The sequence below is a fragment of the Bacillus sp. URHA0034 genome (genome assembly GCF_056280405.1).
In genome coordinates this window covers 369,956-387,492 of the sequence record NZ_JBWCDK010000001.1, presented here as the reverse complement: position 1 = coordinate 387,492, position 17,537 = coordinate 369,956, and the positions used below count along the sequence as shown (strand labels likewise).

Sequence of the window (17,537 nt, the reverse complement as noted above, 5' to 3'; positions counted from 1 at the left end):
CATTTTAAAAAGATATTTAATATTACTGAGAGAGTTCTTCATTAATCGAGATTATCAAGCTTAGTGAAGTGGAAAAGATGTCCTTATATTGGCATGATTTCAAGTAACAAATCCCCTGTCTGAATAGCGTTGCCAGTAGAAACAATCAGGTCTTTCACAACACCTGAAAATGGAGCTTGAACAGTCGTTTCCATTTTCATTGCCTCTGTTATCATTAGGTGATCACCACGTAAAACCTTTTCTCCTTTTTGAACCAGAATTTTCACTACTGATCCCGGCATTGAAGCAGCAATATGATTTGAATTTTTTTGATCTGCCTTTACTCGTGCTTCAACAGTGGCTTTAATATTCTCATCCTTAATAACTACCTCACGAGGTTGACCGTTTAATTCAAAGTATACAACCCTTGTCCCATCTGCTTGCGGGTGTCCAACAGAAACAAGTTTAACCATGAGTGTTTTTCCAGTTTCTATTTCAACTTCTATCTCCTCGCCTAAACGCATCCCGTATAAGAATGTCGGCGTTTCCAAAACGGATAAGTCTCCATATAACTCTACTGTTTTCGTATAATCCATATAAACTTTCGGATAAAGGGCATATGAAAGCACCTCGAAGCTGGTAACAGGCCTTCTTAATTCGTTATATAATTCATCACTTAGTGTTGTGAAATCAACGGGCTCAAGCATTTCCCCCGGTCTAACTTTTAAAGAAGCTTTATCTTTTAATATAACTTTTTGTAATTCTTCGGGAAATCCACTGTATGGTTGACCAAGATACCCTTGAAATAATTCAACTACAGAATCAGGGAAATCGATTGTTTCACCTCTTTTTAAAACATCTTCCTCATTTAACCCATTTTGAATCATAAAAAGTGCCATGTCCCCAACAACCTTTGAAGACGGAGTAACCTTGACAATATCACCGAACATTTGGTTAACCCTTGCATACATTTTTTTCACATCATCCCAACGTTCACCAAGCCCTACACCTTTTGCCTGCTGTTGAAGATTACTATATTGTCCTCCCGGCATTTCATGCTGATAGACTTCTGTATGCGGAGCAATCATTCCGCTTTCGAAATCACGATAGTACTCACGCACATCTTCCCAATAGTGTGAAAGCTGTTCAAGTGCTTCAATTGACACATTAGGTCTACGATCATTCCCCTCTAGTGCATAATAAAGAGAGTTTGCACTTGGCTGTGATGTAAGTCCTGCCATTGAACTTAGTGCTGTATCTACAATATCCACTCCAGCCTGAATTGCCCTGGCATAAGTAATTACACCGTTACCGCTTGTATCATGAGTATGGAGATGGATTGGAACACTGACAGATTCTTTTAGCTCGGTAACAAGACGGTAGGCTGCCTCAGGTTTTAGAAGTCCTGCCATATCTTTAATTGCCAATATATGTGCTCCTTGTGCCTCAAGCTCTTTAGCTAATGTTTTGTAATACTCCAAATTATATTTCACTCTCATGGGATCCAAAATGTCACCAGTATAACAAATAGCAGCCTCCGCAATTTTTCCTGTTTGACGAACAGCATCAATAGCGATTTCCATTCCTTTAACCCAATTCAAACTGTCAAAAATACGAAATACATCAATCCCAGAATTGGCTGATTTTTCTACAAATTCTCTGATAACATTATCAGGATAGTTTTTGTAACCTACAGCATTTGACCCTCTAAAAAGCATTTGGAATAAAACATTCGGCATTTTTTCCCGAAGGCTTAGCAGCCGGTCCCATGGGTCCTCCTTTAAGAAACGATATGATACATCAAAGGTCGCTCCTCCCCACATTTCAAAAGAAAATAATTCCGGAAGCAATTTTGCAGTCGGCTCAGCAATATGTTCAAGATCCTTTGTTCGAACCCTGGTTGCCAACAAGGATTGATGGGCATCCCTAAAGGTTGTATCTGTTATTAATACCCTTTTTTGTTCTTTAATCCACTGAACAAGACCATCTGCACCATTTTCTGTCAAGATTTGCTTTGTTCCCTTTTGTAAGATAACGTCATATTTTACTTTCGGAATTCTTGGATTTGAAAAAACTGGTTTCCTCTTCTTTTCAATCCCTGGAAAACTGTTGATCGTAACGTTTCCAATATAATGAAGCATTTTGGTACCACGATCTTTTCTTACTGGAAACATAAATAGCTCAGGAGTTGTATCAATAAAAGAAGTATCATATTCTCCTTTTATAAACTTAGGGTGTTTTACAACATTCTCAAGAAATGGAATATTTGTTTTAATCCCTCTTATTCTGAACTCACGTAAATTCCTCAGCATTTTGGCAGCGGCATGTTCAAAATTCAATGCACATGTTGAAAGTTTCACTAATAAGGAATCATAATACGGCGTAATCACACTTCCGGTAAAGGCATTCCCGTTATCGAGTCGGACTCCAAAACCTCCTCCAGAACGATAAGTTGCAATTTTACCAGTATCTGGCATAAAATTGTTTAGCGGGTCCTCCGTTGTCACCCGACATTGAATGGCATAACCATTAAATTGGATTTTATGCTGTTCCGGGATTCCCACTGTAGTGCTATGCAAATGATGTCCTTGCGCAACCAATATTTGTGTCTGGACAATATCAATTCCGGTAATCATTTCAGTAATTGTATGCTCAACTTGAACCCGTGGGTTTACCTCAATAAAATAAAAATCTTCTCCAGAAACAAGAAATTCTACCGTTCCGGCATTTACATAGTTTACATTCTTCATGAGTCTAACAGCTGCATTACATATTTTCTTTCGAAGTTCTTTCGAAATGGACACGCTTGGGGCAACTTCTACAACCTTTTGATGCCGCCGTTGTACCGAACAATCCCGTTCGTATAAATGGACAATCTCCCCATGCTCGTCACCAATAATCTGCACCTCTATATGCTTTGGATTTTCGATTAGTTTTTCGATATATACTTCATCGTTTCCAAATGCTGCTTTCGCCTCAGAACTCGCACGATCAAATGCCTCTTGCACCTCTTGAGGTTCTCTTACAACCCTCATACCGCGGCCGCCCCCACCGAGTGCTGCTTTAATCATAACTGGGAACCCTACTTTTTCTCCAAAAACTTTTGCTTCCTGCCAGTCTTTAATCGGGCCATCGCTTCCAGGAATAACTGTAATTTGAGCGAGCTCCGCTCGCTTCCTGGCTTTGACTTTATCACCAAACATGTCAAGATGTTCAGTTTTAGGCCCAATAAATACGATTCCTTCCTCTTCACAACGTTTGGCAAAATTTATATTTTCTGACAAGAATCCATATCCTGGGTGGATCGCATCCACTGATCTTTCCTTTGCAATCTCGATAATACCCTCTATATCTAAATATGCATCAATTGGCTTTTTCCCTTCCCCAACTAGATAGGCTTCATCCGCTTTATAGCGATGATAGGATGCGTAATCCTCTTTTGAATAAATCGCCACTGTTCGTACGTTCAATTCGTTACATGCCCTAAAAACACGAATCGCTATTTCTCCCCGGTTAGCAACTAATACTTTCGTAATCCTTTTTGTCAACTTTAACACCCTATTTTCATTAGATTTATTTAAGGTTAGAAAATCTTCTTACATTCCAAGAGGATTTTCTTCATGAATCAGGAAGAACAGGCCCAGTGAAGTAATGATATTTTAATATATGAATATCAAGCTTTCGGCTGATATTAATCGTTTTTTCACTAGTTAATCCTTCTTGGATGCCAACTCGTATCATTTCTTTTCGAAGAAATTTAATGGTTTTTAATAGATCATAATCATTTTCGACAGTTAGAGATGACCTCATAAACGCTCTCCTTAATTTAAAATCTCACAAATATATTTACCATTCTCAGTCGATTCCCATTTATATTAACGATTTTTCAAGGATTTCCACCACATCTAATGTTTGTACTTTATTTTCAACTTCCTTTGCCTTGGTTCCATCGCTGATCATTGTTAAGCAATAAGGGCATCCTGTACCGATCATGGTTGGATTTGTTTGAAGAAGCTGCTCTGTTCTTGCAACATTGATACGGGTACCGGTCTTTTCTTCCATCCACATACGCCCACCGCCAGCACCGCAGCACATGGCTGTTTCACGTTTCCGTTCAGGTTCTTTAAGTTTGACCCCGGGTATGGATTTTAAGATTTCACGCGGTGCATCATACACATTGTTGTACCTTCCTAAATAACAGGAATCATGGTATGTAATCGTCTCATCCACATGATTCTTTGGAGATAATTTTCCTTCTTTAATTAACTTTTCCAACAATTCAGTATGATGATAAACCTCTGCTTCCAAACCAAATTCAGGATACTCATTTTTTAGAATGTTATAAGCATGAGGATCGATCGTAACAATTTTCTTGACACCATACTTTTTAAATATTTCAATATTGGCATTTGCTAACTCTTGGAATAAGAACTCATTTCCAATTCGACGTGGTGTATCCCCGGAGTTCTTTTCTTCATTACCAAGGATCGCAAGCTTTACTCCGGCCTTGTTCATCACACGGACGAATGATTGGGAAATTTTTTGGCTTCGGTTGTCATAAGAACCCATTGACCCTACAAAGAAAAGGACATCGAATTCTTCTTCTGCTTTTTTCAATTCTTTTACTGTAAGAACCTTTATATCCTCTAATGAATCTCGCCAATTAGCCCGTTCCTTACGGTTCAATCCCCAAGGATTTCCCTGCCGTTCAATATTCGTAATAGCACGCTGTGCCTCAGGATTTATTCTTCCTTCCGTTAAAACAAGGTAACGGCGCAAATCAATTATTTTATCCACATGCTCATTCATAACAGGACATTGATCCTCACAATTACGGCAAGTCGTACAAGCCCATATTTCCTCTTCTGATACAACATCGCCTATTAAACTTACATCTTCAAGAGTAGCTGCTACTTCGTTTGAGCCAGCACCTGCTAGAGCTAATTGATTAGCATTTGTACCTTTAAAAATAAAAGCTGGTGCCCACGGTTGTCTAGAAGTCACCGCTGCCCCTTTTTCTGTCAAATGATTTCTCATGTTGACGATAAGATTCATCGGTGATAACGTTTTTCCAGTTCCTGATGCCGGACACATATTGGTACATCGTCCACATTCTGCACAGGCATATAAGTCAATCAATTGATTCTGGGTAAAATCTTCAATTTTTCCTACACCGAATGCTTCTGCTGTCTCGTCCTCAAAATCAACCTTCTTTAACTTTCCAACAGGACCTGTTTTCCTAAAGAAGATATTGATCATTGCAAATATTTCATGAAATTGCTTAGATTGTGGTACAAACACTAAGAATGAAATTACCGTCAATATGTGAATCCACCAAAATACGTAGAATAAGATGGTTGCTGCAGTTGTTCCAATGCCTGAAAACAATAGCGCTATCAAACTAGAGAATGGAGCATAAACAAGATCTGGTCCGTGACCTACAATAACGGCTTCAAATCCCAATGCAACTAAGATTGACGAGGTTAGAGTGAATAAGGCTACATAGACAAATAGTGCTTTACCATCTCGTTTCCACTGTAACCTTTTCAACTTTTCTCCATAGCGACGGTAACATCCATAAAGAATTGCTAACATCATAAGGAAATTGGTCCACTCTTGAAGAAAGCTAAAATATTTATGTGCTTCACCAAAAGGAAATTCATAACCTTTAATCGCACCTTTTATGATTAGTTCGATAAGTCCTATTTGAATAATAAAAAATCCATAGAATAAGATGACATGCATTGTACCGCTTTTCTTGTCTTTAAATAATTTGGACTGTCCGAAACCATTCACTAATACACCATTAATTCGCTCGTTAAGCTTTAGTTCAAAATCAGCTTTCTTTCCGAGCTTTATAAACAAATACCTGCTATATATCAGATTAGCAAATAAGTAAACAGCATAGCCTGTTACAAATAGGAATAGAAGTATATTCAGAACTTGTATAATACTCATCCTAACTCTCCTTTTAAATTTTTCGTTAATGGAATCTCTTACGAATCCAAAGACAAGTTGTTTGTTTGAAACTAGTATCCATTCAATCTTTAACTCTTCTTTTATTAATGAAGCATTTCCATTATGAGTAATGTAATAAATGGGCAAAAGAGCATCCTAAATTAAAAAATTTTTATTTTAATTGTTTTAAAAGATTCCCTTATGCGATTTTAATTTCAAACAAACCTTTTACTTTGACTTCTCCTATTTCATTGATAGCTTCAGCTTCACAAACCAAACGATCAGAAAGTTTATCAACAACACTTCCTCTTACAACTATCTGTTCTCCAGGTTTTGTCATCGCTTTAAATCGAACAGAAAACTTCATTAAATTGTCGATTGAAAACCATTGACCGATTGCTTCCCCAATAAATCCCATAATCAGCATACCATGTGCGATAACCCCCCCAAGGCCCGCTTCTTCTGCAAATGGCACAACCGTATGAATTGGATTAAAATCCCCCGATGCTCCAGCGTATCTAACTAATTGTGTATGAGAAATTTGTTCTTTTTTGATTGGTTCAAATCGAAAACCGATATTCATTTTGATCCTCCTAGTGTCTTTCTATTACGGTTGAACGTGAAATTAATACTTTTTCATCCTTTTCGTTAAAATATTCTCTTTTAACTACAAAGAAATCCATGGAGGCTTTAGTGAACACATTTTCTAATACACTTTTTACTGTTATTGCTTCACCCGGTTTTATTTCTTTTATATATTCATATTCTTGCTCTCCATGAAGTACCTTTTGCTTGTTTAAACTCAAAAGTTCCGCGGTAGACTTTCCCCCACCCCAAAAATCAATAACAGTGGGGAAAGTCGGTGAAATTTTTTCCCCATTTAAATACTCATCTTTCAAATCCCCAACTGCCAGTGCAAACTCCCTTATTTTCCCTGATTCCACTTTAAAGACATAATTTTCTAGAGTTATCCCGATTCTTTCTTGTAATGTATGACTCAAATTCTTCACTTCCTTTTATACTTTAATAATGAGTTCATTTTTTTCTACATTTTTGAAATGAAAGATATACATTGTAATTGGTGTCCACCGAGATTACAGTTCAAGCCAATTTTTTTAATATAAACATACCGTTTTTTTGATGGAGGCGATATCGGAATTAAATTACCCCTCTGGTTTTTTATTAGATTTTGGATTAAAGATTTCTAAACACTCATCACACATATTGACATAACATTCATGTTGTTCTTCAAATTCTATTCCGCAGTTTGAACATTTTTTATCGGGTAAATTCATATAGAACTCTGTCATTTTAATGAGCATTTTTGTTACCTCCCATTTTCCGAACAAATTAATACATATTCTCCCTTTCTATTAAAAAAGTATTAGGCATTTACAGTCGGCACAGTTTTTAAATATTCCTTATGAAGTTGTGCAGCAATAATGTTTTTCTGAATTTCTGATGTTCCCTCATAAATTTTCGTTATTCTGGCATCGCGATAATACCTTTCAATCGGATACTCTCTTATATAACCAATCCCTCCGTGTATTTGGACCGCTTTGTCTGCTACTCGATTGAAAATCTCTGATCCAAGCAGTTTAGCCATTGATGCTTCTTTAATTACGTTCATTCCTTGATCCACCATCCAGGCTACACGGTAGGTAACCGCTCGCAGGGTTTCCACATCTAGCGCAATTTCTGCCAAATAATGCTGAATAATTTGTTGATCAAATATTGGTTTTCCAAACTGTTCACGCTCATGAGCATATTTAACAGATAATTCTAATAATTTTTGAGAGGATCCCAAGTTACGGGCAGCTAGTCCTGCACGGCCGTTAGCTAGAATTTTTAATGCATTAACATAACCTAAACCTTCTGTTCCAAGTACATTTTCTACTGGGATTTCGCAATCTTCAAAAAAGATTTCACATGAATGGGAGCCGCGGAGACCCATTTTTTCTTCAGTTTTTCCTACTACGAACCCCTTAAAATCTTTCTCAACAATAAATGAAGTAATTCCTTTAACCCCTTTTACCGGATCTGTAACCGCCATTACCGTGAAAACATCCGCAATAGGCCCGTTTGTAATATAATGTTTGGAACCGTTCAAAATGTATTTGTCCCCTTTGCGGGCAGCTTTTGTCTTAATTGCCGCTGCATTGGATCCAGCGCTTGGTTCGGTTAATGCAAATGCACCTATTAGATCACCGGACGCCATACCAGGTAAGTATTTTCTTTTTTGTTCCTCATTTCCCATTTCTACGATCCCGACTGAACCAATTCCAGTATGTGCTCCAATTACGGTTGTATATCCATTGGAGGTACGGCCAATTTCTTCAAAAATAGCGCATTTACCTACCATATCTATTCCCAATCCGCCGTACTCCTCTGGAATACTTAAACCAAATAAACCAATCTCTTTGGTCATTTTCATAATATGGTCAGGGATTCTATCTTCTCTCTCAATTTGATCTGCAATTGGATCAACGGTGTTGTCAACAAAATTTCTAATCGATTTCTTCATTTCCATTAATTCAGGTGATAACGTAAAATCCATGTTAGTTGCACTCCTTTTAATAAATATAGATTTAATATATTTAATTTTCAGAAAATAATTTATTCTGCGTTTTGTTTATTCGATGCATATGTTTACTAATATACTTATACGTATGAGATATTTTTGAATTCAGCTAAAAGCTCTTCACGGAATTTTGGATGAGCAATCGCAACTAATTCTTTTACTCGATCATGAAGCGATTTTCCAAACAAAGAGGCAATTCCGTACTCTGTAACCACATAATCAACTTCTGACTTTAATGAAGTTACAAATGGAACTTTAGCTTTGATTCGGGATTCAGTTCCTTTTTTCGCTGTTGATGGAAGAGCAATAATAGCTTTACCACCTTTTGAGAGCCTTGCTCCATGAATGAAATCCATTTGACCGCCAACACCAGCTACCGGATAAGCCCCAACCTGTTCCGCGTTGATTTGTCCAGTTAGATCTACTTCTAATGCAGAGTTAATCGAATGAAAATTACTTAATTTTGCGATTATTGATGCATTATGAGTATAATCTGAGGGGTATAATTCGATGTTTTTATTATAATCGGCAAACTGGTACAACATTTCCGTACCTGTTATCGTTGTACATACCGTTTTATACTTGTTTAATTCTTTATACTCATTTGTTATTACACCCAGTTCCATTAACTCTTTAATCGGATCTGTTATTGATCCTGAATGAATTCCAAGTCCTTTTTTTGATTTAAGAGAAAGTATAACGCTATCGGCAATCTTTCCAAGCCCTACTTGAATTGTGGTATAATCAGGAATAAGCTCTGCAACGAAACTGCCTATTTTCATTTCCAGTTCTGAGGGTGGTTCACTTGGAATTGTGATTAATGGGCGGTTTGATACAACAAAATGGTCAATCTCAGAAACATGTACCAGAGTGTCTCCATATGTGTATGGAAGCTCATTATTAACCTGTGCTATAACTAATTTTGCGTTTTTAATAAGAGATTTCACAACATCAACTGACAACCCCAAATTGCAATTCCCTTCACTATTTGGGGGAGAAACTTGAATAAGTGCAACATCTAGTTTTTCTTGTTCCAACCAACGAGGTATTTCTGAAAGATTGATAGGTATATAATCACATGACTGATTTAAATAAGCACTTTTTAGGGAAGATGATCCTAAAATGGTACGGATTTTAAAGTGTTCGTGACATGAGGGCTCCGCGTATACACATGGACTTCCAATGACGATGTTATACAGATAAAGCTCCTTTAAACGGTCCTTTTGTTGAACCAGTTCTTCAATAAGCGTTTGTGGTTCATTACAAAATGGAGCAAGAAAAACTTTCTGAAACGATTGTATATTATGAATAGCCTCGTGAACGTTTTTCAACCTGGAATGATAAATATCTAACCAATTTTTCATATATAAACAATCACCTCCTAGCCTAAATTACTTAACTGGCATCTTACCAATCAGTTTAATGGTTTACTAACCTTTCGGACTATACCTGCAAGTTTTCCACAATTGTAGTAATCCCTAATCCGCCGCCAATACAAAATGTAACCAATCCATACTTTTCTCCACGTCTTTCCATTTCATGAAGCAGCTTTGTCATTAAGACTCCGCCTGTACCACCAATTGGATGACCCAATGCAATAGCTCCGCCATTGACATTCACGCGATTGATATCCATGCCAAGTTCCTTTATTACAGCGAGAGATTGTGCTGCAAAGGCTTCATTTAACTCAACAAGTCCGATGTCATCAAGTGTTAACCCTGCTTGTTTCAAGGCTTTACGTGTTGCCGGGGCCGGTCCTATCCCCATGTATTCTGGTGAAATCCCTGCTACAGCCTGTGCAATAATTTTTGCTTTTGGCTTTTTGCCGTAACGCTCTGCTGCAGATTCCGACATCAGTAAAACAGCCCCTGCTCCATCGTTGCGTCCGCTGGAATTTCCGGCAGTTACGGTTCCGTTATCTTTAAATACCGGTTTCAACTTAGCTAATGCTTCCATACTTGTTTCTCTCGGATGCTCGTCTACTTTGAATTCGACAACACCTTTCTTTGTCTTTACTTCGAAAGGAACAATTTGATCATCAAACAACCCGGAAGTAATGGCGCGTTTGGCATTTTCTTGGCTACGTAAAGCGAATTCATCTTGTTCCGTCCGCGAAATCAAATATTTTTCAGCCAAATTTTCAGCTGTAATACCCATTACTAAGTTCCCATATATTTCAATTGGCTGTGTTCTCGGCTGGCTCTCAGTATTTGGATCAAGAAGCTCAGCATTTCCTACTCCATATCCATATCGAGCCTGTCGGAGATAGTAAGGGGCGGTACTCATACTTTCCGCTCCCCCTGCAATCACAATATCAGATAAACCACACATGATTTGTTGTGCTCCATTGTTCATGGCCTGAAGGCCGGATCCGCATTGTCGGTGGACAGTATATCCTGTGACTTCAATTGGAAAACCTGCCCGCAATAATGCAACACGAGCTAAGTTTGGTGCATCTGTGCTTTGTTTTGCCTGGCCAATAATCACTTCATCTACTTCACTTTTTTTAATCCCAGAGCGAGTAGCAATTTCGTCCAATACCTTGGAAGCTAAGAAACCAACCTCAATGTCTTTTAAAGTTCCACCCATACGTCCTACTGCTGTACGTACAGAATCAATGATCACTACATCCCTCATGTATATCTCTCCTTATCTTTTAAAACCGATTTAAATTTTGCTGGATAAACTTCTTGCAAAAGGCGTGATTTTCATAAGTTCCTTGAAGTCAACTTCAGACCGGCAACCCATTCTCGTAATCATATACAACAAATCTTCTGTTGAAACGTTGCCTGTTGCTCCAGGAGAATAAGGGCATCCTCCGAGACCACCTACAGAACTATCAAATTTGGTAATCCCGGCCTGCATGGCAGCGATTACATTTGCCAACGCCATTTTTTCTGTATCATGGAAATGACCCACAAAACTGGTATCAGGATATAAATCTTTTAATCTAGAAAACCTTTCATAAACGAGTTTGGGGTCAGCCTGGCCATTTGTATCGCCAACATCAATTTCGTCTGCACCAAGTTCTACGAAACGATCGCAAACATATTTCACTTCTTCAAAGGAAACATCCCCTTGGAATGGACACTTAAAGGCCATTGAAATATAGGCACGAATAAAAATCCTTTCATTTTTAGCTCTTTCGAACATCGGCACGCATTCTTCCAACGATTCAGAATTGGTCTTGTTAATATTCTTTTTATTGAACTCCGAGCTGGCTCCGATAAAAACAGCAATTTGTGGTGCTTTGGCAGCAATTGCACGCTCCAAAGCTTTTAGATTCGGAGTCAGCGCAATATAGGTAATTCCCAGCTCATTGCAAAAGCTGGCAATTTCTTCTGAATCCGCCATTTGAGGCACCCATTTGGGATGAACAAAAGAGGCTGTTTCCATTCGGGAAAATCCAGCATTCGCAAGCTGAGCAATAAGCTTTTTCTTATCTTCAGTTGAGATTGGCAGTGGTTCGTTTTGCAAACCATCACGAGGACCCACTTCAATTATTTCAACTTCCCGCGGTATAAACATTGGTCCAGGCCTCCTTGAATTAGTAAGATCTTGGCAATCCAAGCACATGTTCAGCAACGAAAGAGAGAATTAAGTTCGTTGAAATAGGAGCTACCTGGTAAAGTCTTGTTTCTTTGAATTTACGCTCAATATCATATTCTTCAGCAAATCCAAAACCGCCATGAGTTTGCAGGGCAACATTCGCAGATTCCCATGATGCATCTGCAGCAAGCAACTTCGCCATATTTGCCTCTGTTCCACACTTTACATTAGCATCAAACAATGCGGCGGCTTTAAAACGCATGAGGTCTGCCGCTTCTACATTCACATGAGCACGTGCGATTGGAAACTGAATACCTTGATTTTGGCCAATTTGGCGATTAAAAACGATTCTCTCGTTTGCATAATTTGTAGCCCGCTCGATAAACCAACGACCATCCCCAATACATTCAGATGCAATTAAAATACGTTCTGCATTCATGCCATCTAATATATATTTAAAGCCTTTGCCTTCTTCTCCAATTAAATTCTCAACGGGAACTTCTAAGTCCTCAATAAATAACTCTGTTGTTGCATGATTCATCATAGTTCGAATTGGTTTGATGGTTAACCCATTTCCAACCGCTTCTCTAAGATCAACCAGTAAAACAGAAAGCCCTTCTGACTTTTTCTTCACTTGTTCAATCGGAGTTGTCCGAACAAGTAAAATCATTAGATCCGAATGTTCCGCTCGGGAAATAAAAACTTTTTGTCCATTAACGATATACTTATCGCCCCGGCGCTCTGCGAATGTTTTTAATTTTGTAGTATCTGTTCCGGTATTGGGTTCTGTAACGCCAAATGCTTGCAATCTTAGAGATCCATCTGCAATTTTAGGCAGATATTTTGCCTTTTGTTCAGCATTTCCATGACGAAGCAGTGTTCCCATTGTGTACATTTGGGCATGACAGGCTCCTGCATTTCCCCCTGAACGGTTAATTTCTTCTAATATTATAGAAGCTTCTGTAATTCCAAGACCTGAACCACCATACTCTTCCGGTATAAGTGCGGCTAAAAATCCATTTCTAGTAATCTCGTTAACAAATTCTTCTGGATATGCCAGTTTTTCATCCAATTCTCTCCAATAGGAATCAGGATACTTGCTGCATACCCCACGTACACTTTGTCTTAGTTCTTCATGTAATTGTTTATCCACAACCGCTGTACTCATCTATCAATTCTCCCCTATGATTAAGAATTTAGTTTTTCACTTATTAAGAAAAGCTTTACCAACTTCTTTAATAAATCATCAGTCTGGCCGCTCTATTTTCCAACAAACTGTGGCTGACGCTTTTCTACAAATGCTCGGACTCCTTCAAGTCTGTCTTCAGTGTTAATACAACGATCGTAATAGCTTATTTCCAGTTTTTTTGCTTCCTTATTTGACATTCCAAATAATTGTTCCACTGATTTTTTACAGTTTTGCACTGCTATAGGTGCATTTTTAGCAATTTGTTCAGCGATTTCCAGTGCTATTTGACGAATTTCACTTGATTTTGCCATAACATTAAGGAGTCCTGCCTGTTCAGCATCTTCCCCTGAAACAATTCTACCGGTGCAAACCCATTCTTTTGCCCGATGAACGCCAATTCGTTTTGACAATAATCTTGTTCCTCCACAGCCTGGCATAATGCCTCTTGTGACTTCTGGCAAACCAAATTTAGCTGTATCGGCTGCTATGATCATGTCACAATTTAAAACGATTTCAAAACCACCCGCAAGCGCAAAACCATCCACTACTGCAATAACCGGCTGTTTCATATCTTGAATTGCACTAAACATTTTTTGGAAAAGTAAATGCTGATTTTTCCATTCTACCTCAGTCATATTATTTCGCTCTTTTAGATCCGCACCTGAACAAAATGCCTTTTCACTAGAGGAAGTTATTAAAACTGCTCTAACATCACTTTGTTCTATTTCTCTGCAAATAGTTAGAATCTGTTCAGCCATTTCAGTTGTAAAAGCATTTCTAGCTTCAGGACGATTTAAAGTGATTTCTGTGATTTTATTTCCTGTTCCAATCTTTTTAAATTCTACAAAAGCCACGTTTGTCATTCCCTTCAGAATTTTCAGATTCCAATAGATACAATTCCCACTTTACTCTTTTTTTTAAGTTGTTTTTTTAAAGGCTTCTTTTATATATCTATCTTCAATCCTACTTTCGATCTGTTCCAATAATGTTTTATCTTTCTGTAATTCAATAATATTTTGCAAGACTAATTGATTTAGATTCGGTTTCCTTTTCACTTTGGCCATGAAAACGGCTCCCTCTAAACAGTTGCTAACGACTTTTTGAATTCTTCCGTCAATAACGGAACTACTTCAAATAGGTCACCTACAATACCATAATCTGCAACCTGGAATATAGGTGCTTCTGGGTCTTTATTGATGGCTACGATGATTTTGGAATTCGACATCCCTGCTAAATGTTGAATGGCACCTGAGATTCCACAAGCAATATAAAGATCAGGCGTTACCACTTTCCCTGTTTGACCAATTTGTAAGGCGTAATCACAATATCCAGCATCACAAGCTCCGCGTGATGCACCTACAGCGCCACCTAAAACTTCTGCCAATTCTTGAAGAGGATTAAATCCTTCCGTACTCTTTACCCCTCGGCCACCAGAAATAATCACTTTTGCTTCGCTCAGGTCAACACCGCTTGTAGTCTTTTGAACAATATCTTTTATTATCGTTCTAATATCTTTGATTACCGGTCGATAGGATATGATCTCTGATTGTACTTTCTTTTCAGCGATTTCAAAATTATTGGCACGAAGGGTTGCAAACACTATCCCTTTATTAAAAACCTTTTCTTGGAAGGCTTTTCCTGCATAAATCGGTCGCGTAAACACAACTGTTCTATCCTCAACAGAAACAGCAGTACAATCAGAAACAAGTCCCGCATCTAACTTGGCGGCCGTTCTTGGAGCCATATCTTTTCCGATCGAAGTATGGCCCATTAATACTACATCAGCTTGTATTTCTTCGATCAGCTGGCATAAAGCTTGGGTATAACCATCTGTCGTATAGCGAGATAATGCCTCATCTTCAACAACATACACTTTTTGCGGACCAAACTTGCTAATTTCCTCAACAAAACGGGAAGCCCCGGGACCGAAGATCGCTGCCGATACTTCTCCTCCCTCTGCAATTTGCTGTGCCACCGTTAAAGCTTCGAAAGATACATTCCGAATCTTCTCATTCTTAATTTCTGTGAATACAAGGACTTTTTTGTTCATTTTTTCCATCTCCTTCATCCCAATTATTAAAACACTTTTGCTTCACTGCGAAGGAGTTGTACTAAATTACTTACCTGTTTAGCAATTTCTCCCTCGAATACTCGACCTGCCTGTTTTTTCGAAGGTAAATATTGATTATGAATAGATGCTCGTACATCCAAATCTTCTTCTGCTAAATCCAAATCCTCGACATCCAAACGATTAATCGGCTTTTTCTTTGCTTTCATAATCCCAGGCAGTGAAGGATAGCGAGGCTCATTCAAACCCTGTTGAGCGGTAGCCAAGAATGGGAGATTCACCTCAATGATTTCCATATCCCCTTCCACATCTCTTTCTACAATTGCCTTACTTCCTTCGATAGATAGTTTCGTTATCGTTGAAACATTAGGAATCCCTAAGGCTTCAGCAACACGAATGGCTACTTGACCGGATCCGGAATCTACAGCCATATTCCCGCCCAGGATTAAATCGTATTCTTCTCCTTCAATTGCTGCGACAATTATTTTAGCTAAAGAATATTCATCCACTTCCATATCTTCTAATTCAACAAAAACGCCCTTGTCCGCACCCATCGCTAATGCGGTCCTGAGTGCATTTTCAGCCCTGTCTGGACCAACAGTCAGGACAATCACTTCCGCACCCTGCTCTTCTTTAATTTTTATTGCTTCTTCTATTGCATATTCATCGTAAGGATTGATGATAAATTCCACTCCATCCTCTTTGATCGTGCCATTATCAATGACAATCCTTTCTTCTGTATCAAAGGTTTGTTTCATTAAAACTAAAATATTCATCCTTTATTCCCTCCTGCTCAGATGTTTTATATTTACATTTAAAACATTGCAATTATCGTGCCAACAATAACTTTCCTTTTAAAACGTTGCAATTGATAGATATATCATGAAAGTAATGGAATATCATTTTCAATTAATGCATTATTACATTAGAATTCGAAAGACATTAATGTTATTTTGCATTATAGGTAAAATTGCAGTTTTGATTTTCATAGCGTTCAGTTAACTGAAAATAAAGATAAGAAATATGATTCTGCTTTCCGGAATTAGCGTTATGATAATAGTTAATAATGTTTGCACTCATGCAACAATGAATAAGAGTATTTTTCATTATCAGTGTAAGCATACAGCTTCCAGCCTTCTATGAGTCTTGTTACTACCTCATCAATATCCTGATAAATTTTCTCATCTTTTTGATCATACATTATATAAAACAATTTAAATCTCTCCTCTTAATAGATTTTATTGGGTATTATTTTTGGGGAGAGTTATAAATTCCGTGCTCCCAAGCTCTTTCCACCATCAACATGTAGCACTTGACCTGTAATATACCGAGCTTCCTCTGATGCAAAAAACAAAACAGTATTTGCAATGTCATGAGGTTGGCCAATTATCGGAGTGGGCTGCGCTTTTAAAAGATTTTGTTGAATCTCGGGCTTAAGGCCACGAATTAAAGGAGTATCAATTAGCCCTGGAGCAATACAGTTCACTGTTATATTAAATTTGGCAAACTCCAGTGCCAAGGCACGAGTCAAACTAACCAGGCCACCTTTAGATGCAGAATAATTGGATTGACCTACTTGACCCAGCCATGCCCGTGAAGAGATGTTAACGATCCTGCCATATTCCTGCTGTTTCATTTGTCCAAGAACTGCCTTAGAACAAATCCAGGCGCCTTTTAAATTCACATTAAGAACAAAATCAAAATCCTCTTCCGGCATTTTTAAAATTAAGTTATCCCTTACAACGCCTGTATTGTTTACCAATCCATCAATTCTTTCATAACGATTCATAATCGTATCCACCATCTGTTCCACTTGTTCGGTTACAGTTATGTCCGCTTGCAAACCAATTGCCTCGTACCCATTTTCCCTTAATCGATGCGCTACGGATTCGGCTTTGGATAAATCAATATCATTGATAACGACTTTGGCTCCATTCTCAGCAAGTTTGGATGCAATTCCTTCACCAATTCCGCTTCCAGAGCCTGTTACTAAAATGACCCTATCTTTAACATTCATTTTGAATCCCCTCTCAAAATTTTATTTAGTAGCTAATTCAACAGCATTGCCAGTTATCAACTAAATATTTGCAAAAACCATGCCAAATTATAGTGGCTGATTTCCTTGCATTAATTCAATTATTTTTATTATTTAGATGCAAATTTTCATTTTTGATGTAGTCTTACATTGTTAAGAGATAACAATATCTGGAAAA

The 17,537-nt window shown here is 38.0% G+C and carries 17 protein-coding genes; all 17 read right to left on the bottom strand.

The window, feature by feature from the left end:
* Nucleotides 1-83: 83 nt before the first annotated feature.
* The 17 genes from pyc to ACZ9EE_RS01885 all read right to left on the bottom strand — a co-directional run bounded on the left by pyc (nt 84) and on the right by ACZ9EE_RS01885 (nt 17,341).
* Nucleotides 84-3,527 (bottom strand): pyruvate carboxylase, encoded by a 3,444-nt coding sequence (pyc, locus tag ACZ9EE_RS01965; RefSeq protein ID WP_476024983.1) that lies wholly within the window; start codon nt 3,525-3,527, stop codon nt 84-86.
* Nucleotides 3,528-3,597: 70 nt separating this feature from the next.
* Nucleotides 3,598-3,789, bottom strand: coding sequence for a Spo0E family sporulation regulatory protein-aspartic acid phosphatase (locus ACZ9EE_RS01960; RefSeq protein WP_476024982.1), 192 nt, complete (start codon nt 3,787-3,789; stop codon nt 3,598-3,600).
* Nucleotides 3,790-3,849: 60 nt separating this feature from the next.
* The gene (locus tag ACZ9EE_RS01955) at nt 3,850-5,937 is read right to left on the bottom strand and encodes a (Fe-S)-binding protein (RefSeq protein WP_476024981.1); all 2,088 of its coding nucleotides are present in this window, start codon (nt 5,935-5,937) and stop codon (nt 3,850-3,852) included.
* Nucleotides 5,938-6,136: 199 nt separating this feature from the next.
* Nucleotides 6,137-6,520: a MaoC/PaaZ C-terminal domain-containing protein gene (locus ACZ9EE_RS01950; protein ID WP_476024980.1), complete on the bottom strand. Its 384-nt coding sequence runs from the start codon at nt 6,518-6,520 to the stop codon at nt 6,137-6,139.
* A gap of 10 nt (nt 6,521-6,530) precedes the next feature.
* Nucleotides 6,531-6,947 (bottom strand): FAS1-like dehydratase domain-containing protein, encoded by a 417-nt coding sequence (locus tag ACZ9EE_RS01945; RefSeq protein ID WP_476024979.1) that lies wholly within the window; start codon nt 6,945-6,947, stop codon nt 6,531-6,533.
* Between the two features lie 153 nt (nt 6,948-7,100).
* Nucleotides 7,101-7,259: a protein YhfH gene (gene yhfH, locus ACZ9EE_RS01940; protein ID WP_476024978.1), complete on the bottom strand. Its 159-nt coding sequence runs from the start codon at nt 7,257-7,259 to the stop codon at nt 7,101-7,103.
* A gap of 62 nt (nt 7,260-7,321) precedes the next feature.
* On the bottom strand, nt 7,322-8,494 hold the full coding sequence (locus tag ACZ9EE_RS01935) for an acyl-CoA dehydrogenase family protein (protein WP_476024977.1): 1,173 nt from the start codon (nt 8,492-8,494) through the stop codon (nt 7,322-7,324).
* 104 nt (nt 8,495-8,598) lie between these two features.
* Nucleotides 8,599-9,882, bottom strand: a complete 1,284-nt coding sequence (locus ACZ9EE_RS01930) for an acetyl-CoA hydrolase/transferase family protein (protein WP_476024976.1) — start codon at nt 9,880-9,882, stop codon at nt 8,599-8,601.
* 79 nt (nt 9,883-9,961) lie between these two features.
* The gene (locus tag ACZ9EE_RS01925; protein ID WP_476024975.1) at nt 9,962-11,155 is read right to left on the bottom strand and encodes a thiolase family protein; all 1,194 of its coding nucleotides are present in this window, start codon (nt 11,153-11,155) and stop codon (nt 9,962-9,964) included.
* Nucleotides 11,156-11,185: 30 nt separating this feature from the next.
* The gene (locus ACZ9EE_RS01920) at nt 11,186-12,046 is read right to left on the bottom strand and encodes a hydroxymethylglutaryl-CoA lyase (protein ID WP_476024974.1); all 861 of its coding nucleotides are present in this window, start codon (nt 12,044-12,046) and stop codon (nt 11,186-11,188) included.
* A gap of 19 nt (nt 12,047-12,065) precedes the next feature.
* The gene (locus ACZ9EE_RS01915; protein ID WP_476024973.1) at nt 12,066-13,235 is read right to left on the bottom strand and encodes an acyl-CoA dehydrogenase family protein; all 1,170 of its coding nucleotides are present in this window, start codon (nt 13,233-13,235) and stop codon (nt 12,066-12,068) included.
* A 92-nt stretch (nt 13,236-13,327) separates the two neighbouring features.
* The gene (locus tag ACZ9EE_RS01910) at nt 13,328-14,110 is read right to left on the bottom strand and encodes an enoyl-CoA hydratase/isomerase family protein (RefSeq protein ID WP_476024972.1); all 783 of its coding nucleotides are present in this window, start codon (nt 14,108-14,110) and stop codon (nt 13,328-13,330) included.
* Between the two features lie 63 nt (nt 14,111-14,173).
* Nucleotides 14,174-14,320, bottom strand: a complete 147-nt coding sequence (locus ACZ9EE_RS01905) for an FbpB family small basic protein (RefSeq protein ID WP_476024971.1) — start codon at nt 14,318-14,320, stop codon at nt 14,174-14,176.
* A 14-nt stretch (nt 14,321-14,334) separates the two neighbouring features.
* A complete protein-coding gene (locus ACZ9EE_RS01900) occupies nt 14,335-15,306 on the bottom strand; it encodes an electron transfer flavoprotein subunit alpha/FixB family protein (RefSeq protein WP_476024970.1) in 972 nt (323 codons plus the stop codon).
* A 26-nt stretch (nt 15,307-15,332) separates the two neighbouring features.
* Nucleotides 15,333-16,100, bottom strand: coding sequence for an electron transfer flavoprotein subunit beta/FixA family protein (locus ACZ9EE_RS01895; RefSeq protein WP_476024969.1), 768 nt, complete (start codon nt 16,098-16,100; stop codon nt 15,333-15,335).
* A 284-nt stretch (nt 16,101-16,384) separates the two neighbouring features.
* A complete protein-coding gene (locus ACZ9EE_RS01890) occupies nt 16,385-16,537 on the bottom strand; it encodes a hypothetical protein (protein ID WP_476024968.1) in 153 nt (50 codons plus the stop codon).
* Between the two features lie 51 nt (nt 16,538-16,588).
* The gene (locus ACZ9EE_RS01885) at nt 16,589-17,341 is read right to left on the bottom strand and encodes an SDR family oxidoreductase (RefSeq protein WP_476024967.1); all 753 of its coding nucleotides are present in this window, start codon (nt 17,339-17,341) and stop codon (nt 16,589-16,591) included.
* Nucleotides 17,342-17,537 lie beyond the last annotated feature (196 nt).